General features: G+C 72.1%; 19 protein-coding genes and 1 pseudogene. 8 read left to right on the top strand and 12 right to left on the bottom strand.

Translation table 11 applies throughout. The features are described 5' to 3' along the window. Nucleotides 1–60: 60 nt before the first annotated feature. From KUM40_RS18370 to KUM40_RS18355, 4 genes are all read right to left on the bottom strand, one after another. Nucleotides 61–1,902 (bottom strand): serine/threonine-protein kinase, encoded by a 1,842-nt coding sequence (locus KUM40_RS18370; protein WP_217167079.1) that lies wholly within the window; start codon nt 1,900–1,902, stop codon nt 61–63. A gap of 145 nt (nt 1,903–2,047) precedes the next feature. Then, nucleotides 2,048–5,143, bottom strand: a complete 3,096-nt coding sequence (locus KUM40_RS18365; protein ID WP_217167063.1) for a protein kinase — start codon at nt 5,141–5,143, stop codon at nt 2,048–2,050. A 153-nt stretch (nt 5,144–5,296) separates the two neighbouring features. Continuing rightward, complete coding sequence (locus tag KUM40_RS18360) at nt 5,297–7,519, bottom strand: serine/threonine-protein kinase (RefSeq protein WP_217167062.1); 2,223 nt, start codon at nt 7,517–7,519, stop codon at nt 5,297–5,299. Nucleotides 7,520–7,679: 160 nt separating this feature from the next. Then, on the bottom strand, nt 7,680–9,386 hold the full coding sequence (locus tag KUM40_RS18355; protein ID WP_217167061.1) for a glycerol-3-phosphate dehydrogenase/oxidase: 1,707 nt from the start codon (nt 9,384–9,386) through the stop codon (nt 7,680–7,682). Between the two features lie 365 nt (nt 9,387–9,751). Here KUM40_RS18355 and KUM40_RS18350 point away from each other — a divergent pair, with 365 nt between their 5' ends. After that, nucleotides 9,752–10,960 carry a nucleotide sugar dehydrogenase gene (locus tag KUM40_RS18350; RefSeq protein WP_217167060.1) on the top strand — a complete coding sequence of 403 codons (1,209 nt, stop codon included), beginning with the start codon at nt 9,752–9,754 and terminating at the stop codon, nt 10,958–10,960. 633 nt (nt 10,961–11,593) lie between these two features. On the opposite strand, the gene KUM40_RS18345 is transcribed toward KUM40_RS18350, so the two are convergent. The 4 genes from KUM40_RS18345 to KUM40_RS18330 form a co-directional block, all read right to left on the bottom strand. Next, the gene (locus KUM40_RS18345; protein ID WP_217167059.1) at nt 11,594–12,718 is read right to left on the bottom strand and encodes a GuaB3 family IMP dehydrogenase-related protein; all 1,125 of its coding nucleotides are present in this window, start codon (nt 12,716–12,718) and stop codon (nt 11,594–11,596) included. A gap of 132 nt (nt 12,719–12,850) precedes the next feature. Then, on the bottom strand, nt 12,851–14,356 hold the full coding sequence (guaB, locus tag KUM40_RS18340) for an IMP dehydrogenase (RefSeq protein WP_217167058.1): 1,506 nt from the start codon (nt 14,354–14,356) through the stop codon (nt 12,851–12,853). A 162-nt stretch (nt 14,357–14,518) separates the two neighbouring features. Next, nucleotides 14,519–15,106, bottom strand: coding sequence for a sigma-70 family RNA polymerase sigma factor (locus KUM40_RS18335; protein WP_019329587.1), 588 nt, complete (start codon nt 15,104–15,106; stop codon nt 14,519–14,521). 292 nt (nt 15,107–15,398) lie between these two features. Continuing rightward, nucleotides 15,399–16,010, bottom strand: a complete 612-nt coding sequence (locus KUM40_RS18330) for a response regulator transcription factor (RefSeq protein ID WP_003948568.1) — start codon at nt 16,008–16,010, stop codon at nt 15,399–15,401. A gap of 381 nt (nt 16,011–16,391) precedes the next feature. Between KUM40_RS18330 and KUM40_RS18325 the strand changes: the two genes are divergently transcribed. Continuing rightward, nucleotides 16,392–16,730: a WhiB family transcriptional regulator gene (locus KUM40_RS18325; protein ID WP_029394253.1), complete on the top strand. Its 339-nt coding sequence runs from the start codon at nt 16,392–16,394 to the stop codon at nt 16,728–16,730. A gap of 43 nt (nt 16,731–16,773) precedes the next feature. Here the strand turns inward: KUM40_RS18325 and KUM40_RS18320 are convergent, their stop codons facing one another. Then, nucleotides 16,774–17,694, bottom strand: a complete 921-nt coding sequence (locus KUM40_RS18320; protein WP_217167057.1) for a LysR family transcriptional regulator — start codon at nt 17,692–17,694, stop codon at nt 16,774–16,776. A gap of 96 nt (nt 17,695–17,790) precedes the next feature. On the opposite strand from KUM40_RS18320, the gene KUM40_RS18315 reads away from it, so the two are divergent. The 4 genes and pseudogenes from KUM40_RS18315 to KUM40_RS41410 form a co-directional block, all read left to right on the top strand. Next, entirely contained in the window at nt 17,791–18,459 is a 669-nt protein-coding gene (locus KUM40_RS18315) for an MOSC domain-containing protein (protein WP_217167078.1), read from the top strand. A gap of 54 nt (nt 18,460–18,513) precedes the next feature. Continuing rightward, a complete protein-coding gene (locus KUM40_RS18310; RefSeq protein WP_217167056.1) occupies nt 18,514–19,287 on the top strand; it encodes an SDR family oxidoreductase in 774 nt (257 codons plus the stop codon). A 19-nt stretch (nt 19,288–19,306) separates the two neighbouring features. Beyond that, nucleotides 19,307–19,630, top strand: a complete 324-nt coding sequence (locus tag KUM40_RS18305; protein ID WP_217167055.1) for a hypothetical protein — start codon at nt 19,307–19,309, stop codon at nt 19,628–19,630. A 73-nt stretch (nt 19,631–19,703) separates the two neighbouring features. Continuing rightward, nucleotides 19,704–19,970 (top strand): annotated as a pseudogene (locus KUM40_RS41410) (ATP/GTP-binding protein); the annotation flags it as partial. A 345-nt stretch (nt 19,971–20,315) separates the two neighbouring features. Here KUM40_RS41410 and KUM40_RS41405 read toward each other — a convergent pair. After that, nucleotides 20,316–20,795, bottom strand: coding sequence for a hypothetical protein (locus KUM40_RS41405; protein WP_254395302.1), 480 nt, complete (start codon nt 20,793–20,795; stop codon nt 20,316–20,318). 585 nt (nt 20,796–21,380) lie between these two features. Here KUM40_RS41405 and KUM40_RS18295 point away from each other — a divergent pair. Then, nucleotides 21,381–22,331: a hypothetical protein gene (locus KUM40_RS18295; protein WP_217167054.1), complete on the top strand. Its 951-nt coding sequence runs from the start codon at nt 21,381–21,383 to the stop codon at nt 22,329–22,331. A gap of 579 nt (nt 22,332–22,910) precedes the next feature. Further along, nucleotides 22,911–23,861 (top strand): hypothetical protein, encoded by a 951-nt coding sequence (locus KUM40_RS18290; RefSeq protein WP_254395285.1) that lies wholly within the window; start codon nt 22,911–22,913, stop codon nt 23,859–23,861. Between the two features lie 153 nt (nt 23,862–24,014). On the opposite strand, the gene groL is transcribed toward KUM40_RS18290, so the two are convergent. Both groL and groES read right to left on the bottom strand, forming a co-directional pair. Continuing rightward, a complete protein-coding gene (gene groL, locus KUM40_RS18285; protein WP_217167052.1) occupies nt 24,015–25,637 on the bottom strand; it encodes a chaperonin GroEL in 1,623 nt (540 codons plus the stop codon). A 141-nt stretch (nt 25,638–25,778) separates the two neighbouring features. After that, on the bottom strand, nt 25,779–26,087 hold the full coding sequence (gene groES, locus KUM40_RS18280) for a co-chaperone GroES (protein ID WP_003974211.1): 309 nt from the start codon (nt 26,085–26,087) through the stop codon (nt 25,779–25,781). Nucleotides 26,088–26,132 lie beyond the last annotated feature (45 nt).

Here is a 26,132-nt window from a genome sequence, read left to right as displayed (position 1 = left end):
CCGGGTCGCCGTCACACGGGTGGCCGACAACCGACGTGCGGGCGGGCGTCGCGACGGAGGTCAGCCGGTCTTCTCCTGCCAGCTCTGCAGCACCGCTTTGAACCGCCGTTGCGTGGCCGCCCAGTCGCTCGCGGGCCCCGACATGTTGAGGGCGTACTCGACGCCGTCCCGGGACATGTACGTCTGCGACACGGCGCGGCGCGGGCCGGGGAAGGAGGTGTCCTTCGCCAGTGCGGTCCAGGTGTACACCCACCGGGCGCTGTCGCGGTCGCGGTAGTCGGCGCGTTCCAGGGTGACGCGTTGGTAGTCGACCAGCCGCTGGAGCTGCACCTCCAGGTCGAGCTGGTGTGCGTAGGGGTCGTTGAAGTCGGGGGCGGAGTCGACGGATATGCGCAGGACGTGCTTCCCGCCGTCGGGGGTGTAGTCGATCTGCCGGAGTTCACCGCTGTCGCCGTCGAAGTCCGTCCGCTGCCAGTCCTTGGGCAGGTACAGGCCGAAACCCAGCGGGTCGTCGCGGCGTACCCAGTCGGCCGGAACGGAACCGCCGGGGCCCTTGCCGGTGGTGGCGGAGGCGGAGGGCGAGCTGGAGGTGGAGGTGGACGGGGAGGAGTCGGTGGGGTCGGAGCCGGCCGACGAGCCGCCTGTGTCGCCTGTGTCGCCTGTGTCGCCCTGTTGCAGCATCACGGCGGTACCCGCGCCGATGAGGGCGGCGACGGCGACGACCAGGGCGAGCGTGCGCAGGCGGCCCCGCCGGGGGCGCCGGGGAGCGGCGGCGCCCGCCGGTATGGGGCCCGCGGCCGGGTGACCCGGCGCCCCGTAACCCGCCGCCGAGTGACCCGGCTCCGCGTATCCCGCCGCCGCGTGACCGGACTCCGCGTATCCCGAAGCGGTGTGTCCCGTCGCCGCGGGGCTGACCGCCGCGGGACCGACCGCCGTCGGGCCTGTCACCGGCGGGTACGGCGTCGCGGTGGTCCCGCCCGCCGGACCCGTGGGCCCCTGCTGGACCATGTCGTCCTGCCGCGGCGGGCCCGAGGGGGACGGGCCGGAGTAGTGGGTGGTCGGCACGTACGCCTGGGCCGCGTCCGGGCGCCGTCCCTCCGCCGCCTGGGCGAGCATGTGCTCGGCCTCGGTCGCGTCGGGCCGCTCGGCCGGATCCTTGCGCAGCAGGGCGCTGATGACGGGCCCGAGCGCACCGGCGTACCGGGGCTCGGTGGCCTCCTCCTCGACGACCGCCTGCATGGTGGTGAGCGGCGAGGTGCGGCGGAACGGCGACCTGCCCTCCACCGCCGTGTACAGCGTCGCGCCGAGCGCCCACAGGTCGGAGGAGGAACCGGGGTCGTGACCGCGGACGCGCTCGGGCGCGAGGTAGTCGACGGAGCCGACGACCTCTCCGGTCCGGGTGATGGTGGAGTCGCCCTCGATCTGCGCGATGCCGAAGTCGGTGAGCAGCACGCGGCCGTCGTCGGCGAGCAGCACGTTGCCGGGCTTGACGTCGCGGTGCAGGACGCCGGCGGCGTGCGCGGCGCACAGCGCACGCAGCACCCACAGGCCGATGCGGGCCGCCTCCCGCGGGTCGACCCGCTCCTCCTCCTTGACCGCGTCGGCCAGCGAACGGCCCTCGACCAGCTCCATCACGATCCAGGGCCGGCCGTCGTGTTCGAGTACGTCGTGCACGGTGACGACGGCCGAGTGGTTGATCCGCGCCGCCGCGCGCGCCTCGCCCCGGGTGCGCGCCAGCAGTATCGCCTGGTCACTCTCCGAGACGTAGAGCGCGGCGGTCAACTCCTTGATCGCGACGGTTCGGTGCAGCACCTCGTCGTGTGCGCGCCACACCCGGCCCATGCCGCCGCTGCCGATGGCTTCCCCGAGCCGGTATCGGCCCGCGACGAGCCGGCCCTGCATCTGATTCACGTTGCCCCGCAATGGTCTTGTCAGGGTCAGACTAGGGACCGGCCCCCCTCCGGGGAACGGGTGGGGTGGTATGGAAACCGCTCTGTGACGGTTGTCGCTTTCTGTGACGGCAGGCAACCATCGGGCCGAACTGCGTTCAGCCCGTGTACTGGTAGGTGGCCGAGGCCTGTTCGTAGAGCCGGGTCACCTCGTCACGCTCCGCCTCCGGACCGCGCACCTGCACCACGTGGTAGCGGCCGTCGATGAGGATGGCGACGTTGCGCACGTACAGCTCGCCGCCGCTGGCGCCGGTCCAGGTGAACTGCCCCTCGGCCATGGTCCGTCCGCCGACCTCGATGGTCTTCAGCCCGCTGGAGGTGGCCCAACTTGAGGCACGGTACGACGCCAACTCGGGTTCGCTGTCGCGCTGGTAGGCCATCGGGTCGTCGCCGAACTCGGACGTGCGGTCCCGGCCCGGTACGACGATGAGTTCGAAGTCGCCCTTGCTGTAGACGACCTGGCCGCTGCCGTTGCGGGGCGTGCGGTTCCAGCCCTCGGCGACGGCGACGCGGAAGCCCTCCGCGTCCTTGCGCAGGGTGAAGCCGTCGGCGACGTTGGACTGGGTCTCGGTGGAGCCGCCCGCCGTCCGGGAGGCGCCGGGGTCGGGCTTCGGGGACGTCTGCTCGGGCCGGGGCTCGCTGCTGACGTCCGGTGACTTCGCGGGCGGTGCCTGGCTCGCCTCGCCGGCGGCGCCGGTGCGGTCGGCGGTGCCCGTGCCGTTCGTGTCGCTCTTCGGCATGAAGAACATGGCGTACGCGACCGCGCCGGCCATCGCCAGCAGTATCAGCAGGAGCAGGGTCCGGCCGAGGCTGCGCGGGGAGCGGTCCGGCTCCGGCCTGCCGCGCTTGTGCCGTCCGTGGTGCGCGGGCAGCCCGGCACGCCGCCTGCGCACCAGCTCGCCGCGGCGGCGCACGATGGGCAGCCGGCTGCGGCCCGTCTCGGCGGGAGGCGCCGAGATGACGTGCAGGCCGGCCTCCGGCTCGGGCGCGGAGCGCACGAGTGAGCGCAGCCAGCCGCGCAGCTCCTCGAAGTCGATACGTTCGGTGGGGTCCTGACGCAGCAGCGACTCCACGACCGGCCGCAGCGGCCCGCACTCCTCGGCGAACGCGGGCGGCTCCGCGCACACGATCTGCACCAGCTCGGCGGTCGACTCCTCCGGGTAGGGTGCGTGCCCCTGTACGGCGCGGAAGAGCAGCGCGCCCAGCGCCCACAGGTCGGTGGCGGGGCCGATGGGTGCGGCTAGCTGCCAGTTCTCGTGCACCGGACCGGCCTGTTCCGGCGCCCAGCGCTCGGTCACGGGGCCGACCACGGCCATCCGCGTCTGCCGGGCCCGCTCGGCGGCGAGCGCGGTGGCCGGACCGCGCGGCGCGGGAGCCCGGGCGACCAGGTCGTCCCAGCGCGCGGCGGGCGCGGCGCCGCTCTCCTGCTGCGGGGCGGCGGGTCCGGCGGTGTCCTCCTGCCGCGCGGCGGGCAGGGCCCGCCCGGTGGCCGGAGCGGAGCCGGTGCGCGGTTCGCCGGGTGGACGGGGGGTGGAGAAGGCCGGGTCGTCGGTGCGACGGGGTGTGGCGCCGTGCCAGGAGGTCGTGCCCACGCCGTAGGGGTCGGCGATCTGGCCGGGTGGGAGGGCAGCACCTGACGAGGAGGCGGAGGCGTGACCGGCGCCGTCGTCGGCCCCAGGGACACCGGACACGCCCTCGGCACCGATGCCGTACGGAGACCGCCCGGGACCGGAGGCGAAGCCCGATCGCCCGCTTCCTGTACGACGCCCGGCGTCTTGCGCATCTCCACCCGCCTCGACGCCGTAGCCGCGCCCACTTCCCCCACCGGGCCCGGCCGCGTACGCGCCTCCGCCCGCCTCGACGCCGTAGCCGGCCCTCGCCCCACCGGACGCGGGGTCGTGCGGTGACCGGCCGGGGTCGTGCGGTGGCGGGCCGGGGTCGTCGCCGTACGAAGAACTGCCCCCAGAGCCCGGGCCACCGGCGAGCGGAGACCGGCCGGAGTCGTGCCGTGGACGGCCAGGATCGTGCGGTGGCCGGCCAGGATCGTGCGGTGGCCGGCCGGGGTCGTGCGGTGGCCGGCTGGCGTCGTCGCCGTACGGAGAGTCGCTTCCCGTGCCCGGGCCGGCGGTGTGCGCCGTCTTGTCGGGGGCGGGGCGGGCGCTCGGCAGGGCCGCCTGGCCGTTCTGGGCCTCCTGGACGCGGGCCGCGGCCCGGGCGCCCGCGCGGTACGCGGCGATCGCCCCGGCGCGGGCGGCGCGCGCGTCCCCGGTGGTGTCGAGCGACGCGGGCGCGATCCCGGCGGGGACTCCGCTCGGCCCCGGCGCCCCGGGCACCGGAAGGTCGCCGACGCTCCGCGCCTCGATGGCGGCCCGCCGGGCGGCCTCGGGGTCGGCGTCGCCCGGGCCGAAGATCCCGGCCCGCGCACCGCCGGGCCCCAGGGCCCCGCTCCCGGGGCCGCGCGTCACGGTCCCGACGCCGCCGCCCGGACCGAAGGTTCCGTTCGGATCGACCGCGGCGGGAGCGGGAGCGGGGGCGGGGTCCTCGTCGGGCGCGGGCACCGGGTCGTACCCGCACAGCGCCTCCTCCGCGGCTCCGACCGCCAGGCCGGTCAGCATCACCCGCCCGTCGTCGCAGACGAGCACGGTGCGCGCGGTGATGTTGCGGTGCACCCAGCCGTACGTGTGCAGCACCCGCAGCGCCAGGAGGACGTCGGAGGCCACCTCGGCCGCCCGGTACGCCGTCAGTGTCTGTTCGGCGAGCAGAGCGGCCAGCGGCCTCGCGGCCACCAACTCACTGACGATCCACAGCGAACCGCCCTCGGCGAAGACGTCGAAGACCTGGTCGAGGCGCGGATGGTCGGGGACGGCGGCCGCGGCCTGCGCGGCCTCGACGGCCCGCCGCACCACCGGGTCGGCCGGCCGCCGGGTGCTGCCGCCCGCGGAGGGCGGCCGCCTGCCCGGGTGCCGGGCGCCGGGGTGCCTGGCGCCGCCGTCCCGGGCCGTGAAGCCGTCGGGCAGACCGTCCGCGTCGAGCACCTCGGCCTCGACGACCTCCGGCAACGGCACCTGCCGGACCAGGACTTCCTGGCCGCTGTAGGTGTCGAAGGCCCGGGTCTCGGTGAGTTCGTACTCGTCGGACGGCGGCAGGGGCAGGCGGTAGCGGTCGGCGAGTACCCGTCCCGCATAGTCGTCCACGTCGCCACCCCCGGCAGCCCGTCGGTCAATTCCGTTCGCCCGGCGGGCCGTTCCGGCTGCGTACGGTCCGCAAGCACTCACGATACGTGCCGGAGGCAACCCGCAAAGAGCTGATGCCAGATATCGGACCGCTCAAACCCGGGCCTCGCCCGCTCAGGACTTGGGTTCGAAGGTCTTCGACAGGGTGCGCCAGGTGTCCCGGCGCAGGTCGCTGTCCCAGTCACCGGCCTTCGCGGTGTACATGAGGGCGTAGCCCTGGTGGTCGTTGACGACGAATCCACGGTCCACGGTGCGGTACTTGGTGCCGCCGTCGGTGTAGGTGAACTCCCAGTCGGCCGCGTTCCAGCCCCGGTAGCCCACCTTCTCTATGCGGATCTTCTTGTAGTTCGAGCGAACCATGTACTGCTCCTGGTTCTTCCAGTCGGCGACCGGGTCGTCCTTGGGCGTGGAGGTCCAGGCGACCAGCAGCTTCTGCCCGCCGGGTCCGGTGAACCGGTCGCCCGAGGCGCCCTTGGAGTCGTACTTCCAGCCCTTGGGCAGCCCGATGCTGTAGCCCTGGCCGCCCTGGTGGGTGGCGGCTACGTCGGCGGCGGCGTCGGACTTTCCGGCGTCGCCCGACCCGCTCCCGTCGCCGGACGCGCTCGCTGTGCCGTCCGGGGCGCCGGTCGCGCCCCCGTCGGCCGCCGGGTCGGAGGCGGAGCCGTCGGTGCCGGTTCCGCTGCCCTCGTCGTGCTTGGTCTCGCCGCTGGGTCCGGTGGAGGCGACGGCCTTGCCACCGCTGCCGCCCTCGGCGCCCTTCTCGTCGTCGCCACCGCCGAGCGTGAGGGCCAGTACGGTGCCGAGCACGGCGAGCGCCACGATCACCGCGATGATGATCAGCGTCCGGCGCGGCACCACGTCGGTGAGCGGCGCCCGGCGCACGGGCCGGGCCGGCAGGTCCGGCGGCGGTACGACGGGCCAGCCGGAACTCCGCGCTCCCGCCGGGGCGTCCGGCGCACCGGGCCCCGCGCCGACGCCCGCGCCGACACCTGCTCCGGCACGCGTACCCGCACCCGCGGCACCCGCGCCTGATCCCGCCCTGGGCGACGGCGCGACGGCCGGCGTACCGGCGGTCCCCGGAGCGGCCGTACCGGGGACAGTCCCGGGGGCGGCGGTCGCACCCCCGGTTCCGGTGGCCGATGTCGCCCCCGCGGTCCCGGAGGCCGACGTCGCACCCGCGGTCCCCGACGCCGTCCCGCCGCCGTCGCCCGCCCGGGCCCGCGAGGCGGCAGCCGCACCGGCCGCACCGGCCCCGACGGCGGCCTTGCGCACGGAACGCAGCGCCCCGCGCAACCGCTCCCCGGCCTCCTCGGCCCGCTTGCCGCCGGTGCCAGTGCCGGTGCCGGTGCCGGTGCCGGTGCCGGTGCCGGTGCCGGTGCCGGTGCCGGGGGAACCGGAACCGCCGCGGCGCCTGCGCCCGCCCGGCTGCGCGGGCAGCGGCACGACTCTGGTGGCGTCGAGCGGTTCGGCCTCGGCCGCCTTCTCCGGGGCGTGGAGGACCTTGTTGAGCATCGCGCGGGCGCCCGCGTCGTCGAGCCGCTGGGCGGGTTCCTTGGTGAGCAGCCCGTAGATGACGTCGCGCAGCGGGCCGGCGTTCTTCGGCTCCTCCAGGTTCTCCGTCATCACCGCGGTGAGCGTGGCGATCGCCGAGCCCCGGTCGTAGGGCGGGGTGCCCTCGACGGCGGCGTACAGCAGTCCGCCCAGCGACCACAGGTCGGCGGCCGGTCCGGGCTTGTGGCCGCGGGCGCGCTCGGGGGAGATGTAGGAGGGGGCGCCGACGAGCATGCCGGTGGAGGTGATGGAGGGGTCGCCCTCGACCTGGGCGATGCCGAAGTCGGTGAGCACGACCCGGCCGTCCTCGGCGATCAGTACGTTCGACGGCTTCACGTCGCGGTGCAGGATGCCCTCGCGGTGTGCGGAGCGCAGTACGTCCAGGACGGCGAGGCCGACCTCGGCGGCGCGCCTGGGCTCCAGCAGACCGTCCTCACGGATGGCCTCGGCGAGCGACTTGCCCTCGACGAGTTCCATCACGATCCACGGCCGGTCGTCCTCCTCGACGACGTCGTAGACCGTGACGGCGCTGTTGTTGCGGATCCGCGCGATCGCCTTCGCCTCGCGCAGCGTGCGCGTGATCAGGCGCCGCTTCTCCTCCTCGTCGATGTTCCCGGGAAACCGCAGCTCCTTGACGGCGACCGTGCGTCCGAGGGTCTCGTCCTCCGCCCGCCACACCGTCCCCATGCCGCCGCGGCCGAGCACGTCTCCCAGCCGGTACCGCCCGGCGAGGAGACGTGCGCTCTTGTCCGTACGGGATGTCCCCGCCCGCTCCGCCTCCGACATGCGTCCCCTCATGCAACCCGCCCTGACAGAGCCTTCATTGTCCCTCACCCGACAAGTGCTCGACGCCCAGGGTGCCCATGGGGCCCGACGGACTCGGGGGCGGGCGACGGGCGACGGGGCGCGGCGGGCCCGCCTCCTGTCGCACCCGCCGCGGGATCCCCTACCGCGTCACGATGTCCGGCGCCCCCAGCCGGGCCGCGTCGGCCGTCAGGTCGTCCGGCTGGCGCTGCGACTCCCGCTCGGCCTCGACCCTCTTCTCATAATGCTGGACCTCCCGTTCGACCTGGCCCTTGTCCCAGCCCAGCACCGGTGCCATCAGCTCGGCGGCCTCGCGGGCGCTGCGCGTTCCCCGGTCGAAGGTCTCGATGGAGATGCGGGTGCGGCGGGTCAGTACGTCGTCCAGGTGCCGGGCGCCCTCGTGCGAGGCCGCGTAGACGACCTCGGCGCGCAGATAGTCGTCGGCGGCGCCGAGCGGTTCGCCCAGCGAGGGGTCGGCGGTGACGAGTTCCAGCAGTTCCTCGGTGAGCGCGCCGTACCGGTTCAGCAGGTGCTCCACGCGCACCACGTGCAGTCCGGTGCGCGCGGCGATCCGCGCCCGCGCGTTCCACAGCGCGTGGTAGCCCTCGGCGCCGAGCAGCGGAGTCTCCTCGGTGACGCACTCGGCGACCCGCAGGTCCAGTCCGTGCACCGCCTCGTCCACGGCGTCCTTGGCCATCACCCGGTACGTCGTGTACTTGCCGCCCGCCACGACGACCAGGCCGGGCACCGGGTGCGCGACGGTGTGCTCGCGCGACAGTTTGCTGGTGGCGTCCGACTCGCCGGCCAGCAGCGGACGCAGACCGGCGTACACGCCCTCGACGTCGTCGCGCGTGAGCGGCACCGACAGCACCGAGTTGACGTGCTCGAGGAGGTAGTCGATGTCCGCGCTGGACGCGGCCGGGTGGGCCTTGTCCAGGTCCCATTCGGTGTCGGTGGTGCCGATGATCCAGTGCCGGCCCCAGGGGATGACGAACAGCACGGACTTCTCGGTGCGCAGGATCAGGCCGGTGCTGGAGTGGATGCGGTCCTTGGGCACGACCAGGTGGATGCCCTTGGAGGCCCGCACGTGGAACTGGCCGCGTTCGCCCACCATCGACTGGGTGTCGTCGGTCCACACCCCGGTCGCGTTCACCACCTGTTTGGCGCGGACCTCGTACTCCCCGCCCGCCTCGACGTCCTGCACCCGCGCACCGACCACGCGTTCGCCCTCGCGAATGAAGGAGGTGACTCGCGCACGGTTGGCGACCTGGGCGCCGTACGCCGACGCCGTGCGCACCAGCGTGGTCACGAACCGGGCATCGTCCATCTGGGCGTCGTAGTACTGCAACGCGCCGACCAGCGCGTCCTTCTTCAAGGCGGGTGCGACGCGCAGGGCGTGAGAGCGGCTCAGGTGCCGGTGCAGCGGCAGCCCCCGGCCGTGGCCGCGGGCCATGGACATGGCGTCGTAGAGCGCGACGCCGGAGCCCGCGTACAGCCGCTCCCAGCCCTTGTGCTGCAACGGGTACAGGAACGGAACCGGCTTCACCAGGTGCGGTGCGAGCCGTTCGAGGAGCAGCCCGCGCTCCTTGAGCGCCTCCCGTACGAGCACGAAGTCGAGCATCTCCAGATAGCGCAGGCCGCCGTGGATCAGCTTGCTGGACCGGCTGGAGGTGCCCGACGCCCAGTCCCGCGCCTCGACCAGGCCGACGGACAGGCCGCGCGTCACGGCGTCGAGCGCCGTGCCCGCGCCGACCACACCGGCGCCCACCACCAGTACGTCAAGCTCGCGCTCGGCCATGGCCGCGAGCGACTCGGCGCGCTGCGCCGGCCCCAGGGTCGCTGTCCTCACTGCTGCCTCCCGCTGTCGGTAGCGTCGGCCGCACCCGTGGGGGCGAAGCCCGGTTCCTGGTACCCACCATGCCCAGATTCTTACCGACCTGCCCGACATCGGCCGCCGCACGGCCACAGCCTGTGGACAACTTCCCCGCGGCTTTCCCGCGACCTCGCCGCGGCATTCCCGCGACTTCCACCGCTGCCCCGCTGCCCCGCCGTCCCGCACAGCTCACCGTCGGCGCTCGACACTCGCCGAGACTCGGCAGATCAATACCGCAAATCGGTCATATTTACTCCTAGTCTGACGTTGTGCTCGCCCATCCTGTCCACCGGGCTTGCGCACCTGTCCCGCTTCGGCTACTGGGAAGGACGGCCCACGCCATGCCCGCAGATCTCGCCGTCATCGGACTCGGCCCGTACGGCCTGCCCCTGGCCCAGGCCGCCGTCGCCGCGGGCATCCCCACCCTCGGCTACCGCACCGGCCCCGAGGCCGACCCGCTCACCCCCGCCGAGGTGCGCCGGATGCTCGCGACGGGTTTCCGGACCCCCGCAGGACCGGCCGAGCTGGGCCGTGTCCGCACCGCCGTCATCTGCGCCCCCACCCCGCCGGGCGCGGACGGCGGCCTGGACCTCGCCCAGGTGGAGGCCGCGGCCCGCACCCTGGCCGCCCACATGCGCCCGCACACCACCGTCATCCTGGAGTCGCCCGTCCGGCCGGGGACGACGGAGGAGTTCCTGCGCCAGATCCTGGAGCAAGGCTCCGGGCTCCGCGCCGGCCGCGACTTCCACCTCGCGTACTCCCCCAGCCGCGTCGACCCCGGCAACCGCGACCACACCCCGGCCAACACCCCGAAGGTCATCGGCGGCCTCACCCCCGCCTGCACCGAGTCCGCCGCCGCCTTCTACAGCCGCCTCACCGACAAGGTGGTCCGCGCGCGGGGGCCGCGGGAGGCGGAGACGGTGCAGCTCCTGGAGACCAACTTCCGGCACGTCAACATCGCCCTCGTCAACGAGATGGCCGTCCTCTGCGACGACCTCGGCGTCGACCTGTGGGACGTCCTGCGCTGCGCGGAGACCAAGCCGTTCGGCTTCCAGGCCTTCCGCCCGGGACCCGGCGTCGGCGGCCACTCCGTCCCCCAGGACCTGACCGGCCGGGCCCCGCACAGCCTGCGCATGGTGGAGCTGGCCCAGCAGGTCAACTCCCAGATGCCCCGCTACGTCGTCCAGCGCGCCGCCGCCCTCCTCAACGAGCACGGCAAGTCCGCGCGCGGCGCCCGGATCCTGCTCCTCGGCGTCACCTACAAGGCCGACCTCGCCGACCAGCAGGCCACCCCGGCCGAGGAGATCGCGACCCGCCTGATGTCCATGGGCGCCGCCGTCAGCTACCACGACCCGCACATCCCGTCCTGGAACGTCGCCGACCGCCCCGTCCCCCGCGCCGACTCCCTCTACGAGGCCGCCGCCGACGCCGACCTCACGATCCTCCTCCAGCAGCACCGCACGTACGACCTCCAGGGCCTGTCGGTCAAGGCCCAGCTCCTCCTGGACACGCGGGGGGCCACGCCCACGGGGGCGGCGCACCGGTTGTGAGGCGGGGGCGCACGGGGGTGACCGTGCCACGGGGTTGGTGGTGGGAGGGCGGCTGCGCCGGTACGGTGGGAGCGGATGGAGCCCACCGCAGGGATGTGCGGCCGGGCAACGGGTGTCCGCCCTTAACTCTCGTAGGGACGGCCGCTCACCGTCCGGAAGGGTGGAGCCCACCGCAGCCGGATACTGAGGCAGGCTCCAGAGAAGTGATCGGAGTGTCCGCCCCTAGTTCACATGGGGGCGGCCGCTCACTTCCCGTAGATCCACAAGATGCACCTCCTCCGGAACTTCACCGTCCGCAGACGGATCCGGTCCCAGCGGGTGGGCTTGCGGTGACGGCCCATGGCGCGCCCCCTTCCACGATGCCGCCCATATCCCGGTAGGCGGTCCGTCTGGAATTCGGGCCGGGCCCCGAGGAGCGGGGTCCGGAACGGTTCCTTGGAAGGGGGCGCCCCAGAGAGCGGGTCGCCGAGCAGGGACATTACCGATCCGGCACGGCCCTCCCCCGCGTATTCGCCCCGAACGCCACCGCACGCCCCCGCGCCACGTCACGCGCCCCCTCACGAGCCCCTGAGCACGCGAAAGAGGCCGGTCACCCCCGTCGGGGCGACCGGCCTCCTCGAAGCCGTCAGGCGGCTACCGCCGGTGCTGCGAGTCCGCCACCGTCACCTCGACGCGCTGGAACTCCTTCAGCTCGCTGTACCCGGTCGTCGACATCGCCCGGCGCAGCGCGCCGAAGAAGTTCATCGAGCCGTCGGGGTTGCGGGACGGGCCGGTGAGGATCTCCTCGATGGTGCCGACCGTGCCGAGGTCGACCTTCTGGCCGCGCGGCAGCTCCTCGTTGACGGCCTCCATGCCCCAGTGGTGGCCCTTGCCCGGCGCGTCGGTCGCGCGGGCCAGCGGGGAGCCCATCATCACGGAGTCGGCGCCGCAGGCGATGGCCTTGGGGAGGTCGCCGGACCAGCCGACGCCGCCGTCGGCGATGACGTGCACGTACCGGCCGCCGGACTCGTCCATGTAGTCGCGGCGGGCCGCCGCCACGTCCGCGACCGCCGTCGCCATGGGCACCTGGATGCCGAGCACGTTGCGCGTGGTGTGGGCGGCGCCGCCGCCGAAGCCGACGAGGACGCCCGCCGCGCCGGTGCGCATCAGGTGCAGGGCGGCGGTGTAGGTGGCGCAGCCGCCGACGATCACCGGGACGTCCAGCTCGTAGATGAACTGCTTCAGGTTCAGCGGCTCGTGCGAGCCGGAGACGTGCTCCGCCGAGACCGTCGTACCGCGGATGACGAAGATGTCGACGCCCGCGTCCACGACGGCCTTGGAGAACTGGGCGGTGCGCTGCGGGGAGAGCGCAGCGGCGGTGACGACGCCGGAGTCGCGGACCTCCTTGATGCGCTGCCCGATCAGCTCCTCCTTGATGGGAGCGGCGTAGATCTCCTGGAGGCGGCGGGTCGCGTTGTCCGTGTCAAGACCGGCGATCTCGTCGAGCAGCGGCTGCGGGTCCTCGTGCCGCGTCCAGAGCCCTTCCAGATTGAGGACGCCGAGGCCGCCCAGCTCGCCGATGCGGATGGCGGTGGCCGGGGAGACGACCGAGTCCATGGGAGCGGCCAGGAACGGCAGCTCGAAACGGTAGGCGTCGATCTGCCAGGCGATCGAGACCTCCTTCGGGTCCCGGGTACGGCGGCTGGGGACGACGGCGATGTCGTCGAAGGCGTACGCCCGGCGGCCGCGCTTGCCGCGCCCGATCTCGATCTCAGTCACGTCTGTGGCCTTTCCCTGATGCGTTGCAGCGCCTCCCAGTATCCCCGACGGGCACACCGAGGGCGGCCCCGGATGCTCCCGGGACCGCCCTGGAAGGCGTTCTGCCTACTTTTTTCTGCCTACTTCTTGTGCCTACTTGCTGCGGCTGTAGTTCGGCGCCTCGACCGTCATCTGGATGTCGTGCGGGTGGCTCTCCTTGAGACCCGCGGAGGTGATCCGCACGAAGCGGCCCTTCGACTCCATCTCCCCGATCGTGGCGGCCCCCACGTACCCCATGGTCTGGCGCAGGCCGCCGACGAGCTGGTGCAGCACGTTGGCCAGCGGGCCGCGGTAGGGCACCTGGCCCTCGATGCCCTCGGGCACGAGCTTGTCGTCGGAGGCGACCTCGGCCTGGAAGTAGCGGTCCTTCGAGAACGACCGGCCCTGGCCGCGGGACTGCATGGCGCCCAGCGAGCCCATGCCGCGGTACGACTTGAACTGCTTGCCGTTGATGAACTGCAGCTCGCCCGGCGACTCCTCGCAGCCCGCGAGCAGGCTGCCCAGCATCACCGTGTCGGCACCGGCGGCCAGGGCCTTGCCGATGTCGCCGGAGTACTGGAGGCCGCCGTCGCCGATCAGGGGGACACCGGCGGCGCGGGCGGCCAGGGAGGCCTCGTAGATGGCGGTGACCTGCGGGACGCCGATGCCGGCGACGACGCGGGTCGTACAGATGGAGCCGGGGCCGACACCGACCTTGATGCCGTCGACGCCGGCGTCGATCAGGGCCTGGGCGCCGTCACGGGTGGCGACGTTGCCGCCGATCACATCCACGCCGACGCTGGACTTGATCTTCGCCATCCAGCTCAGGGCGTTGCTGTTGTGGCCGTGCGAGGTGTCGACGACCAGGAAGTCCACGCCCGCGGCGGCCAGGGCCTGGGCGCGCTCCAGTGCCTCGGGGCTGGCGCCGACGGCGGCGCCGACCAGCAGCCGGCCCTCGGAGTCCTTGGCGGCGTGGGGGTACTGCTCGGCCTTGACGAAGTCCTTGACCGTGATGAGGCCCTTGAGGACACCCTCGTCGTCGACCAGCGGAAGCTTCTCGATCTTGTGGCGGCGCAGCAGCCCCATGGCGTCCACGCCGGAGATGCCGACCTTGCCGGTGACCAGCGGCATCGGCGTCATGACCTCGCGCACCTGGCGCGTGCGGTCGGACTCGAAGGCCATGTCGCGGTTGGTGACGATGCCGAGCAGCCGGCCGGCCGGGTCGGTGACCGGGACGCCGCTGATGCGGAACTTGGCGCACAGGGCGTCCGCCTCGGTCAGCGTGGCCTCGGGGTGCACCGTGATCGGGTCGGTGACCATGCCGGACTCGGACCTCTTGACGAGGTCCACCTGATTGACCTGGTCCTCGACGGAGAGGTTGCGGTGCAGGACACCGACACCGCCCTGACGGGCCATGGCGATCGCCATGCGGGCCTCGGTCACCTTGTCCATCGCCGCCGAGAGCAGCGGGATGTTCACCCGGACGTTGCGCGAGATGCGGGACGAGGTGTCGACCACGTTGGGGAGCACCTCTGATGCACCCGGCAGCAGCAGCACGTCGTCGTAGGTCAGCCCGAGCGTCGCGAATTTCTCGGGCACTCCGTCGACGTTGGCAGTCATGACACCTTCCCCAAATGGCCTTGATCGGTGCGGATGTCCATGCTAACGGGAAGTGGGGGTGGCTCATTCCACGATCGGGGCAGCCCGCGCTCTTCGTAGCTTCGTACGGACGACGGTCACCGCCCGTTCAGGACAGCGGTCACCTCCCGTTCAGGACTGCGGCTACTGCTCCGCCAGTGCCCGCAGCCGGCTCAGCGCCCGGTGCTGTGCGACCCGCACGGCACCTGGTGACATTCCCAACATCTGTCCGGTCTCCTCGGCCGTGAGCCCGACCGCGATGCGCAGCAGGAGCAGCTCGCGCTGGTTCTCGGGCAGGTTGGCCAGCAGTTTCTTGGCCCAGGCGGCGTCGCTGTTGAGCAGCGCCCGCTCCTCGGGGCCCAGTGAGTCGTCCGGCCGCTCGGGCATCTCGTCGGACGGGACGGCCGTCGAGCCGGGGTGCCGCATCGCCGCGCGCTGGAGGTCGGCGACCTTGTGGGCGGCGATGGCGAAGACGAACGCCTCGAAGGGGCGTCCGGTGTCCTTGTAGCGGGGCAGCGCGAGCAGCACCGCGACGCAGACCTCCTGGGCGAGGTCCTCGACGAAGTGCCGGGCGTCGCCGGGCAGCCGGGACAGCCGCGTGCGGCAGTAGCGCAGCGCCAAGGGGTGGACATGGGCGAGCAGGTCGTGCGTGGCCTGCTCGTCCCCGTCGACGGCGCGGTGAACGAGCCCACCGACCGTCCCTTGGTCAGGGGCAGCCTCGTCGTCACGCATCGGTCCATGGTGCCTTGCGGCTGTCCGATCCGTGGCTCCGTGCCCGTTGTTGTGCACCGAAGCGTTATGAGCAGGTGCGCCGGAACTCATCCCCTGCGCCCTCCCCTTCCGCTCGACCGACTCGTCCCCGAGGAACTCCACACCTCAAGGATGCGTCATCCGCGGCGAAACGAGCAGCGGGCACCCGGCGGGTCGCCTTGTCACCCCCGCTCACCTCGCGATAAGCGGGGATCGTGACGTCCCCGACGGGCCCTTTCGGCCTCTGCTGAGACCTCCACCGCACGGGGTGCCCCTAGCGGACCAGGCCCCACCGGAAGCCGAGCGCCACCGCGTGCGCCCGGTCCGAGGCGCCGAGCTTCTTGAAGAGCCGACGGGCATGGGTCTTGACGGTGTCCTCGGAGAGGAACAGCTCGCGGCCGATCTCCGCGTTGGAGCGGCCGTGACTCATGCCCTCCAGGACCTGGATCTCGCGGGCGGTGAGCGTGGGCGCGGCACCCATCTCGGCCGAGCGCAGCCGGCGCGGGGCGAGCCGCCAGGTCGGGTCGGCGAGGGCCTGCGTAACGGTGGCGCGCAGCTCGGCGCGCGAGGCGTCCTTGTGCAGATAGCCGCGGGCACCGGCGGCGACCGCGAGGGCCACGCCGTCCAGGTCCTCGGCGACGGTGAGCATGATGATGCGCGCGCCGGGGTCGGCGGACAGCAGCCGCCGGACGGTCTCGACGCCGCCCAGACCGGGCATGCGCACGTCCATCAGAATCAGGTCCGAGCGGTCGGCACCCCAGCGGCGGAGGACTTCCTCGCCGTTGGCCGCCGTCGTCACGCGCTCGACACCGGGCACGGTCGCGACCGCGCGGCGGAGCGCCTCTCGGGCAAGCGGGGAGTCGTCGCAGACGAGGACGGAAGTCATGGCCGTCCTCCGCAGCTCTTGCGCGTCACGTTGAGCCTCCAGGCTGGTACGAAATCGTCACCTGTGCGGTCGACCGTCCCGGACGCCCGCCCGAGCACTTGTTCCTTCAACCGCCTCCGCACTCTCAACGATGGTCACTCGAAAGAGTTACGGGGCTGTGTGTCGTCTTCGGCACTCTACGTGAGGGGGCGGCCACGCAGCAGTCACGCGCCCCGGACCCGCCCCGTTTCATCACAACCGGTGCCCCATTTAGCCGCTTTTCTTCCACTTCGCTGGTGTCTGCGGCTAGATTCGCAATGAGTCATATTTTCATCTCCTTAGATCGTAGTTGTACGGTCGTGGACACCGTATCCACCCAGAACGGCTACAAGGGGTCACGCAATGGCAGATTTCTCCCGCCTTCCCGGACCGAACGCGGACCTGTGGGACTGGCAGCTCCTGGCTGCGTGCCGCGGGGTGGACAGCTCGCTCTTCTTCCATCCGGAGGGCGAACGCGGTGCGGCGCGGAGTGCTCGCGAGAACTCGGCCAAGGAGGTCTGCATGAGGTGCCCGGTCCGCGCCGAGTGCGCGGCGCACGCACTGGCGGTGCGTGAGCCGTACGGCGTCTGGGGCGGGCTGACCGAGGACGAGCGCGAGGAGCTGATGGGACGGGCACGCAACCGCCTGGTGGCGGCGACGGCATCGGCGTCGGCCGGCGGGGAGGCGGCCGCACCTCACTGAAGGAACGTTTCTTCGAAGAGACTTCGACCCGGGGAGGGTGGGCTCAGCGTGCCGCCGGCTGGCGCTCGCCCGCCCTGGCCAGCTCGTCCAGCGTCGCCGCCACCGCCGGCACCTGGGCCAGGTCGGGCAGGGTCAACGCGACGATCTCCCGCCGCACGGCCGGCTCCAGCGCGACCGTGCGTACACCCCGGGGCCGTACGGACTCGACGGCGAGCTGGGGCAGGACGGCCACGCCCAGGCCGGCGCCGACCAGGCCGACCACCGCCGGGTAGTCGTCGGTCGCGAAGTCGATACGGGGGGTGAAGCCGGCGCCCTCGCAGACCTCGACGAGCTGGCCGCGACAGCGCGGGCAGCCCGCGATCCAAGCCTCCCGGGCGAGCTCCCCGATGGCCACGGCCCCGGCGCCCTCCGTGCGCGCGAGCCGGTGCCGCTCGGGCACCAGCGCCACGAGGCGGTCGGTCAGCAGCGGCCGTACGACGAGGTCGTCCCACTCCTCCGCGCCGGCCGCGCCCTCGTAGCGAAAGGCGAGGGCCACGTCGCAGTCGCCCTCGCGCAGCAGCCCGACGGATTTCGGCGGCTCGGCCTCCTCCAGGAAGACCCGGGTGCCGGGGTGCGCGGCACGCAGCGCGGCCAGGGCCGTCGGTACGAGGGTGGAGCTGCCGCTGGGGAAGGAGACCAGCCGCACCCGCCCGGCGCGCAGCCCGGCGATCGCGGCGACCTCCTCCTCGGCCGCCGTGAGCCCGGCGATGATCCCGGCGGCGTGCCGCGCCAGCGCCTCACCGGCCTGGGTCAGCCGCATCTCGCGCCCGGTTCGCACGAGCAGCGGGGTGCCGACGGAGGACTCCAGGGCCTTCATCTGCTGGCTGACGGCGGGCTGGGTGCAGCCCAGCTCACGCCCCGCGGCGGAGAAGGAACCGGTGGATGCCACGGCGCGCAGCACGCGGAGATGACGGGCCTCGATCACACCACCGATGATAAGCGACGCTTTGACCGGACGGCGAATAATGCGTCGACGCTTTGACAAGGACTGTCCTACCGTTCCTCCATGAACCGTTCCGCCATGCAGCTCCTGTCCGTCAACCTGGGCCGCGCGAAGGCCGTGCCGTACACGGACCAGCCCGAGGGCGTCACCGGCATCGACAAGCGGCCCGCCGACGGCCCCGTACGGGTGGCGGCGCCCGGGTCGAAGGGCGTCGGGGCGAGCGGCCTGGCCGGCGACTCGGTGTGCGACACGCGGCATCACGGCGGCGACGACCAGGCGGTGTACGCGATGGCGCGCGAGGACCTGGACGACTGGGAGCGCGAACTGGGCCGTCCGCTGCCGAACGGCTCGTTCGGCGAGAACCTCACCACCACCGGCCTGGACGTCTCGGGCGCCCTGATCGGCGAGCGCTGGCGGGTCGGCCCCGAGGTGCTGCTCGAAGTGACGTCCGGACGCATCCCCTGCCGTACCTTCCAGGGTCACATGGGTGAGGAGCGCTGGATGAAGCGCTTCATGGAGAAGGGCGCGCCCGGCGCGTATTTCCGGGTGGTCGAGCCCGGCGAGATCCGGGCGGGCGACCCGGTGCGGATCGTGCACCGGCCCGCCCACGAGGTCACGGTCGCCCTGCAGTTCCGGGCGGTGACGACCCAGCGGGACCTGCTCCCCCGGCTGCTCGCGGCGGGCGGGGCGCTGCACCCGGAAGCGCTGGCGTCGGCGCGGACGTACGTGGCGCGGTACGGCGCCTGAGCGAAGCGGACCTGCTCGGTCCGGCCCCATGACGCCGCGCCCTAATCTTGCGCCATGACAACGGCATTGATTACGGGATCGACGGCGGGCCTCGGCGCCGCGTTCGCGCGTCGGCTGGCGGCCGACGGACACGACCTGGTGCTGGTGGCCCGCGACACGAAGCGGCTGCGCGAACAGGCGACCGAACTGCACGACCGGCACGGCATCGAGGCGGAGGTCCTGACGGCGGACCTGTCGACGGACGTCGGCATCGACACGGTGACCGCCCGGCTGGGGGCGCGCAGGAACCCCGTCGACCTGCTGATCAACAACGCCGGTTTCGGCAACAAGGGCCGTTTCCTCGACGTCCCCATGACCGACGAACTGACCATGCTCAAGGTGCACTGCGAGGCGGTGCTCCGGCTGACCTCGGCGGCGGTGGAGGCGATGCGCGAGCGGGGCCGCGGCGGCGTCGTCAACGTCGCCTCGGTCGCCGCCTTCGTCCCGCGCGGCACCTACGGCGCCTCCAAGGCGTGGGTCGTGCAGTTCACCCAGGGTGTGGCGAAGGACCTGGCCGGCAGCGGCGTACGCCTGATGGCCCTGGCCCCCGGCTTCGTCCGCACGGAGTTCCACGAGCGGGCCGGCATGGGCACGGACAGCATCCCGAACTGGATGTGGCTCGACGCGGACAAGGTCGTCGCGGCGGGCCTCGCCGACCTGGCCCGCGGGAAGTCCCTGTCCATCCCCGACCCCCGCTACAAGACCCTGATGGGCGCCGCGAAGCTGGTGCCCCGGGGGCTGCTGGGCGGGATCACCTCGCGGACGGGGCGCAAGTACGGGCCGCGGTAGGGGCAGGGGCGGCGTCGCCGTGTCCCCGAGGCTGGAGCTGTCTCCGCTCACGCTCACCCTGGCGCGTGCCCTGCGCGTCTCGCAGGCTCCGGCGGCCGTGCGGCCCGGGTCCGGGTCCGGGATCGGGATCGGGATCGGTACCGAGGACCTCCTGTCCCGTGTCCAGGCCCTGGACGATGCGGACTTCCCCCTCCTCTACGCCCCGGACCGGCGCCGGTCCGTGCCGCAGCAGCGGGACGGTACTGGCAGCCGACCGGTGCTGTCGTACTCGGTGCTGACCAGCACCGGTTCCCTCTACGCCGCCGCTCAGGGCAGCATCGCCGCGGGGGGTTCCTCGCTCTGACGCTCTGACGCTGAAGGGCGGGGAGTTGCCGGGCCTCGCCGAGGCCCTGGCGGAGCGGTACGAGGCGACCGCCGTGTCGTTGAACGGTCTCTTCCTGGGTGCTCTCAATGAGCCGGCCGAGCTGCTGGTTTTCGAGCTGCCCCTGTCTGCCGAGTCCCAGGGCACCCGCGCGATCGTGGACTACGCCATCGTCCTGGAGGGAGTCACCCGCACCGGCGGCACCCTCGTCGCCGACGAGTTCGACAGCAGCCTGCACCCCGGTTGGGCGCCTTCCTCGGGCCTCTTCCAGGCCCCGGAGCGCAACCCCCACGGCGCGCAGCTCCTCTTCACCAGCCATGACGCGAGCCTGCTCGGCCGCAAGGCGGGCGAGGACATCCGCGTGCCGATCCTGGTGGTCTGCGGCGCGAGGAACACGGAACCTGCCTACCTGAAAGGCTTGTTGGCGTCAGTGGACCCGTGCTTCGAGCTCTGGCTCCTTCTCCACTTCCGTGGCCACCGAGCCAACATCAGCGGATACGGACAGGCCAAGCGGCACCTGACTGCCCACCACCCGAACTACAACAAGGCGGCCCGCGAATTCGGATTCGCCCGCTACCGCGACGGGTGGCCTCCACGCCCGATGATTCGTGACGCAAGGAAGCATGCTGGCCCTGGCCTGGCTCCACCACACCCCGACAACGTGGCGTCAGTCGGTGCGGGACCCCGCGGAGAAGTAGGCGTTGGCCGCCGGCAGGAACAACAGCACGATGACGCCGGCGTCCAGCAGGCTCAGGAACATGTCGAACAGCGGCAGGTCACCGACATCCTCGGTCACCGTCTGCCACCCGAGGCCGTCCATGCTCATGCTGGCGAGGAGGAAGAACATACCGAGAACGCCGATGAGGGTCACCACGAACCGTGCCCAGTTGCGGCCCGCGCGCACCCGAAAGGCGAAGACCAGCCGCAGCGTGGTGACGACCAGGAGGAAACCGGCGGACGTCAGTATCTGCACCACCGCGCCGCGCTGCCCCATCTCGCCGCGCAACTCATCGAACCCCGTCGGGGAGAGGACGAACGCCCCCAGCACCCAGGCGGCGACATTGACGGCGATCGTCACGAGCGAAAGCGTGAAGGCCGTTTCCACTTCTCTCGGGCGTCCAGTTCGGGCCGTTCCCGTGCCGTGCATCCGTTCTCCTTACACAGAAGGACCGGTGGCCCGTGTCCTTCTCCGGGTCGGGACTACCGCCTGTCACCCGCTGTGACGAGCTGATCCCCTCGCTGCCCAGAGACAGCGAACCGGGGCCCGGCGGTTGCCCTGCACGCCAAGCAGCGAAGACCCGTGACGCTCGTGCAGCACATTTTTCGCCTTTCTGTAACGGTGCCGTCCACAGCGGAGCCGTTGGCAAATGCCGTAGCAGTCGGTGTTTGGACAGTCTGTCCCGGCATAAGCGCCACTTCGGCGGCGTGTCGCCGGGACAAACTGTCCAATCATGAGCCCCCTCGGACGCTGGAGTCCGGTTCCGTCCCGCCCGCATACGCTCCCGCGTCCATGCCGTCACCAGGACGTGCGTGCGTCAACGGGGGTTCCGAGCGGGCAAGTTGCCTCGTGTGAGTGAACGGCGATCAGCGAAAGCTTTCTTCACTCAACGCGGCGATACGGACACATTCCGTGCGCTACCGTCCATCTCAGCGTCACCACACAGAGCAGCCCTCACCGACGGCTTAGGACCCGTCGGCAAGGGCCTCAACCACTAGTGGAAGAGCCTCCACCGTGATCTACCGGCACTTTATCGCGCCCCCGCGCGCCTTCACCCAGTTCTCGCACGACCTCATCCGGCATCCCCGGCTGTCCTCCGACGCCGTTCGGCTCCTGACCTGGCAGCTCTCGCTCCCTCCCGGTACCCGGGAATCCCTCTCCCGTACGGCTGAACGTGCCCGTATCGGTGGCTGTGCCTTCACCCGGGCCAAGCGGCAGCTCAAGGACGAGGGATTCGTGCACGAACGGCGGCTCCAGGGGCCCGGCGGGCTCTGGGTCACCCAACAGCTCGTCTCCAACGTGCCCTTGAGCGGGGCCGAAGCCCTCAAGCTGCTCGCGCAGATGCCCGTGGGCCCGGCCGGGACGACCACCACCGAGCGCGCGGCACCGCCACCGCAGCTCGCACCGGGTCGTCGTTCACCGGCCGTCGGTGAGCCGACCCCTCCGCCCACCGACGGTTGTCCACCCCAAGACCAGGAGGGAAACACCTCCAACCAACCCCCCAAGCCCCCCGCACCCGAACCGCAGGCCGCACAGCCGGACGGCGACGACAACGCGCCCGCCGAGTCCCACCTCACCGCAGCCCGCGCCCTCGTCGACGCCTTCCCCGCCCTCTCCCCCGACCTGCGTCACATCCCCCGTGCCATGCGCACCGAGCTGACGAAGCTCACCGCGTGCTGGCTGGCCGCCGGGCATCCGCCCACCGCCGTCCGCACGCACATCCTGCGCAGCCTGCCCGACGACGGAAGCCCCGTACGCCGCCCCGGTGGCCTCCTGCGCCACCTGCTCCACGACGTACCGCCACCGCCGCCTCCCGGGCCCGCTGCCACGGCGCCGCCGCACGCGGACGATCATCCTCACCTGTCCAGCCGCCTCGCGGGCACCCGCGAGTGCGCGGGCGACCACGTGCAGCCGCTGCTCTTCAGGCCCGTGGACGACGAGACCCACTGCCTCCGCTGCCGCTGACGGTCGTGCTCGGTTCTCGACCAAGGTCACGTCGCACCCTGTGCTCCGCCGCGAGGGCCCTGTACCGACACGCGGTCAGCAGGACGTCCCGCTCCGGATCCCGGACGGCGGCGTCACCCGAACGTGTGGTCCATCCCCATCCGTTCCCTGGTGGGACCCGGTGCGTCGTAGCGTCGGGTGGCTGCGCCCGCAGCGGGCGGGAGGTCGCAGGTTCGGCGAGGGAAAGGGCGGCATCGCGTGAACGCGAGCACTGGTGACCGGGGCGAAGTGTTCGTCGACGGCACGGGCGGGGGGCGTACGGACAGAGAGAAGACAGGCCGGGGGTCGGTGACCGGCGGGGGGACAGTGTTGTTCTCCGATGCTCCCGGCGGTGGGGGTGGGTCACCGTCGGCGGCATCGGCTCCGGCTCCGGCATCGGCATCGGCATCGGCATCGGCACGCCCTGGTGTCACCGATGCCACCGGCGGTGCCGGAGCTGCCTCCGTCCCGCACCCCCGGACCACCCCGCGTCCCCGGCCCGGCGGTGTCCCCGCCAGGGCCCGGAGTGCGGGGCGCTGGGCGAAGATCGCGCAGCGGATCGTGCCGGACGACCTTCAGCCCGACGTACTGCGGCTGGAGCTGATCGAGCTCGGGGACGCCTTCCGCGCATACCAGCGGCGCCCGGAACCGGACCTCGCCGTCCTCGCCGAACTGCACGACCGCAAGGCCCGCGCCTTCTCCGTGTGGGCCACCGTCACCGAGGACGCGTCCCTGCGGGAGGAGGCGGAGCGGGCGGAGACGGCGGCGCGGACCACCCGCGAGATGAACACCAACCGCCGTTGTGTTCCGACGGGCGAGGACGGGGAGGGGCCGGTGATCGAGCGGTTGCTGACCCGGGGGCAGGGCATCCACGCCCGCGGTGTGCTGGAACACGTGCGGGTCGGGTCCCCGCTCCCCGCGGCCGAGGCGCGGCTCGCGGTGCTGATGCTCACCCTGCGGGCCGCCCGCGCCGGTACCGGGAACGTCACGGGGCAGGACCTCGTCGGCTGGCTGCAGGGAGATGCCGAGCGGGTCCTCCAGGAGCTGGCCGACGTCGGCTGGCTGCGGCTGCCGGAGGACGTCACGGCCGACGACGCGCTGACGTCCCGGCCCGAGGAACCCACTCAGGTCACGGTTCCCACGCTGGTGCCCACCGAGCCCCGCCCGTTCTTCTTCGGCAAGGTCACCCGGGCGCGGCTGTCGGGGTGGGCGCAGAAGGTGGTGGGCGACCGGAAGCTGCGGAAGAAGAAGGCGGGGGCTGCCACGCGGCTCCTCGCCGTGTACACCGCCGCCCACAGCCGTCCCGACGGGCGTCTCGGAGACTCCGGTGAGGACGCCGGCCTCGCGCTGGACACAGTCGCGTCGTTCTGCGCCGTACGGCCCGAGGAGGTCGCCGAGCACGCGGGGCTGCTGGTCGCCGCCGGATGGCTCGCGGAGGAGGTCGACATCACCGGGGGACGGCTGCGGGGGCGGCTCGCCGAGCGAGTACTGCCGCTGAGCGGGCTGCTGTGACGGCTCACCGGTGACAAAGAAACGGTGCCCAGCCCCCTCAGGGGACTGGGCACCGTCGATTCAGCTCAGCTCGGCTCAGCTCAACTCGGCTCAGCGTTCAGCGTTGCGCGCTCAGAGCTCAGAGCTCAGAGCTCAGAGCTCAGAGCTCAGAGCTCAGTGCGAGTGGCCGTGGCCGCCGCCTGCGGCCGGCTCTTCCTCTTCCTTCTTCTCGACGACCAGGGTCTCGGTCGTCAGGAGGAGGGAGGCGATGGAGGCGGCGTTCTCCAGGGCGGAGCGGGTGACCTTCACCGGGTCGATGACGCCGGCCTTGACCAGGTCGCCGTACTCGCCGGTGGCGGCGTTGAAGCCCTGGCCCTTGTCGAGCTCGGCGACCTTGGAGGTGATGACGTAACCCTCCAGGCCGGCGTTCTCGGCGATCCAGCGCAGCGGCTCGACGGCGGCGCGGCGGACGACCGCGACACCGGTGGCCTCGTCGCCGGACTTGCCGAGGTTGCCCTCGAGGACCTTGACGGCGTGGACCAGCGCGGAGCCACCACCGGAGACGATGCCCTCCTCGACCGCGGCGCGGGTCGCGGAGATGGCGTCCTCCAGACGGTGCTTGCGCTCCTTCAGCTCCACCTCGGTGGCGGCGCCGACCTTGATCACGCACACGCCGCCGGCCAGCTTCGCGAGGCGCTCCTGGAGCTTCTCGCGGTCCCAGTCGGAGTCCGTGGACTCGATCTCGGCCTTGATCTGGGCGATGCGGCCCTGGACCTCGTCGCGCTTGCCGGCACCGTCGACGATGGTGGTGTCGTCCTTGGTGACGGTGATGCGGCGGGCGGTGCCGAGCACCTCGAGACCGACCTGGTCGAGCTTGAGGCCGACCTCCTCGGAGATGACCGTGGCACCGGTGAGGACGGCCATGTCCTGGAGCATCGCCTTGCGGCGGTCGCCGAACCCGGGGGCCTTGACGGCCACCGCGTTGAAGGTGCCGCGGATCTTGTTGACGACGAGGGTGGAGAGCGCCTCGCCCTCCAGGTCCTCGGCGATGATCAGCAGCGGCTTGGAGGCGTTGGCCTGGATGACCTTCTCCAGCAGCGGCAGCATGTCCGCGATGGAGGAGATCTTGCCCTGGTTGATCAGGATGTACGGGTCGTCCAGGACGGCTTCCATGCGCTCCTGGTCCGTCACGAAGTACGGCGACAGGTAGCCCTTGTCGAAGGCCATGCCCTCGGTGAAGTCCAGCTCGAGACCGAAGGTGTTGGACTCCTCGACGGTGATGACACCGTCCTTGCCGACCTTGTCCATCGCCTCGGCGATCAGCTCGCCGACCTGCTGGTCCTGGGCGGACAGACCGGCGACGGCGGCGATGTCGGACTTCTCGTCGATCGGGCGGGCGGTCGCGAGGAGGTCCCCGGACACGGCCGCCACGGCCGCGTCGATGCCCTTCTTCAGCAGCGCCGGGGAGGCACCCGCGGCGACGTTCCTCAGGCCCTCGCGGACGAGCGCCTGGGCGAGCACGGTGGCGGTGGTGGTGCCGTCACCCGCGATGTCGTTGGTCTTGGTCGCCACCTCCTTCACGAGCTGGGCGCCGAGGTTCTCGTACGGGTCCTCGACCTCGACCTCGCGGGCGATGGTCACGCCGTCGTTGGTGATGGTGGGGGCGCCGAACTTCTTGTCGATGACGACGTTGCGGCCCTTGGGGCCGATCGTCACCTTCACGGTGTCGGCAAGCTTGTTGACGCCGCGCTCGAGAGCGCGACGGGCGTCCTCGTCGAACTTCAGGATCTTCGCCATGGCAGCGTGAGCCCTCTTCCGGAAATCTTGGGGTTATACGGCACTGCGCCCCCGACGCCCGGCTTTATGGTCGCGGGAGCCAGGGGCGCAGCTAGAAAGCAGGGTGCTTCGGTGAAGTGAAGCGTTGCCTCTACTTCTCGACTACTTCTCGACGATCGCGAGCACGTCGCGGGCCGAGAGGACGAGGTACTCCTCGCCGTTGTACTTCACCTCGGTGCCGCCGTACTTGCTGTAGAGCACGACGTCGCCAACGCTGACGTCGAGCGGAAGACGGTTACCGTCCTCGAAGCGGCCCGGGCCAACGGCCAGGACGACGCCCTCCTGGGGCTTCTCCTTGGCGGTGTCCGGAATGACCAGGCCCGAAGCCGTGGTCTGCTCGGCGTCGAGCGGCTGGACCACAATGCGGTCCTCGAGCGGCTTGATGGCAACCTTGGAGCTGGTGGTCGTCACGATCCGACCTCCCCCTTCGGAGATCTCACGGGGTTAACTGTCTGA

Source organism: Streptomyces sp. AC512_CC834, from assembly GCF_019049325.1.
GTDB lineage: Bacteria > Actinomycetota > Actinomycetes > Streptomycetales > Streptomycetaceae > Streptomyces.
This window is presented reverse-complemented; position numbering and strand designations above follow the sequence as displayed.

Excerpts from the sequence above, each read along its gene's own strand:
- KUM40_RS18335 (WP_019329587.1), bottom strand. The coding sequence starts at position 15,106 with ATGCGTGACGACGAGGCTGCCCCTGACCAAGGGACGGTCGGTGGGCTC.
- KUM40_RS41405 (WP_254395302.1), bottom strand. The coding sequence starts at position 20,795 with ATGCACGGCACGGGAACGGCCCGAACTGGACGCCCGAGAGAAGTGGAA.
- KUM40_RS18310 (WP_217167056.1), top strand. The coding sequence starts at position 18,514 with ATGACAACGGCATTGATTACGGGATCGACGGCGGGCCTCGGCGCCGCG.
- KUM40_RS18370 (WP_217167079.1), bottom strand. The coding sequence starts at position 1,902 with ATGCAGGGCCGGCTCGTCGCGGGCCGATACCGGCTCGGGGAAGCCATC.
- guaB (WP_217167058.1), bottom strand. The coding sequence starts at position 14,356 with ATGACTGCCAACGTCGACGGAGTGCCCGAGAAATTCGCGACGCTCGGG.
- KUM40_RS18360 (WP_217167062.1), bottom strand. The coding sequence starts at position 7,519 with ATGTCGGAGGCGGAGCGGGCGGGGACATCCCGTACGGACAAGAGCGCA.
- KUM40_RS18350 (WP_217167060.1), top strand. The coding sequence starts at position 9,752 with ATGCCCGCAGATCTCGCCGTCATCGGACTCGGCCCGTACGGCCTGCCC.
- groL (WP_217167052.1), bottom strand. The coding sequence starts at position 25,637 with ATGGCGAAGATCCTGAAGTTCGACGAGGACGCCCGTCGCGCTCTCGAG.
- KUM40_RS18330 (WP_003948568.1), bottom strand. The coding sequence starts at position 16,010 with ATGACTTCCGTCCTCGTCTGCGACGACTCCCCGCTTGCCCGAGAGGCG.
- KUM40_RS18315 (WP_217167078.1), top strand. The coding sequence starts at position 17,791 with ATGCAGCTCCTGTCCGTCAACCTGGGCCGCGCGAAGGCCGTGCCGTAC.
- KUM40_RS18325 (WP_029394253.1), top strand. The coding sequence starts at position 16,392 with ATGGCAGATTTCTCCCGCCTTCCCGGACCGAACGCGGACCTGTGGGAC.